This is a genomic window from Salmonella sp. 32120201201600049SM, from assembly GCF_017572835.1.
Classification (GTDB): Bacteria; Pseudomonadota; Gammaproteobacteria; order Enterobacterales; family Enterobacteriaceae; genus Salmonella; species Salmonella enterica.
Map to the genome: position 1 here is coordinate 1 of NZ_JAGESA010000037.1, position 515 is coordinate 515.

At 52.8% G+C, this 515-nt stretch carries 1 protein-coding gene; it reads left to right on the plus strand.

Translation table 11 applies throughout. The features are described 5' to 3' along the window. Positions 1 to 515 (plus strand): EF-Tu/IF-2/RF-3 family GTPase (locus J4650_RS22680; RefSeq protein WP_023994057.1); only part of this gene is annotated, 515 nt, incomplete at both ends.

The window sequence follows — 515 nt, forward strand, 5'->3', positions numbered from 1 at the left end:
CCGATCGTTCGTGGTTCTGCTCTGAAAGCGCTGGAAGGCGACGCAGAGTGGGAAGCGAAAATCATCGAACTGGCTGGCTTCCTGGATTCTTACATCCCGGAACCAGAGCGTGCGATTGACAAGCCGTTCCTGCTGCCGATCGAAGACGTATTCTCCATCTCCGGTCGTGGTACCGTTGTTACCGGTCGTGTAGAACGCGGTATCATCAAAGTGGGCGAAGAAGTTGAAATCGTTGGTATCAAAGAGACTCAGAAGTCTACCTGTACTGGCGTTGAAATGTTCCGCAAACTGCTGGACGAAGGCCGTGCCGGTGAGAACGTAGGTGTTCTGCTGCGTGGTATCAAACGTGAAGAAATCGAACGTGGTCAGGTACTGGCTAAGCCGGGCACCATCAAGCCGCACACCAAGTTCGAATCTGAAGTGTACATTCTGTCCAAAGATGAAGGCGGCCGTCATACTCCGTTCTTCAAAGGCTACCGTCCGCAGTTCTACTTCCGTACTACTGACGTGACTGG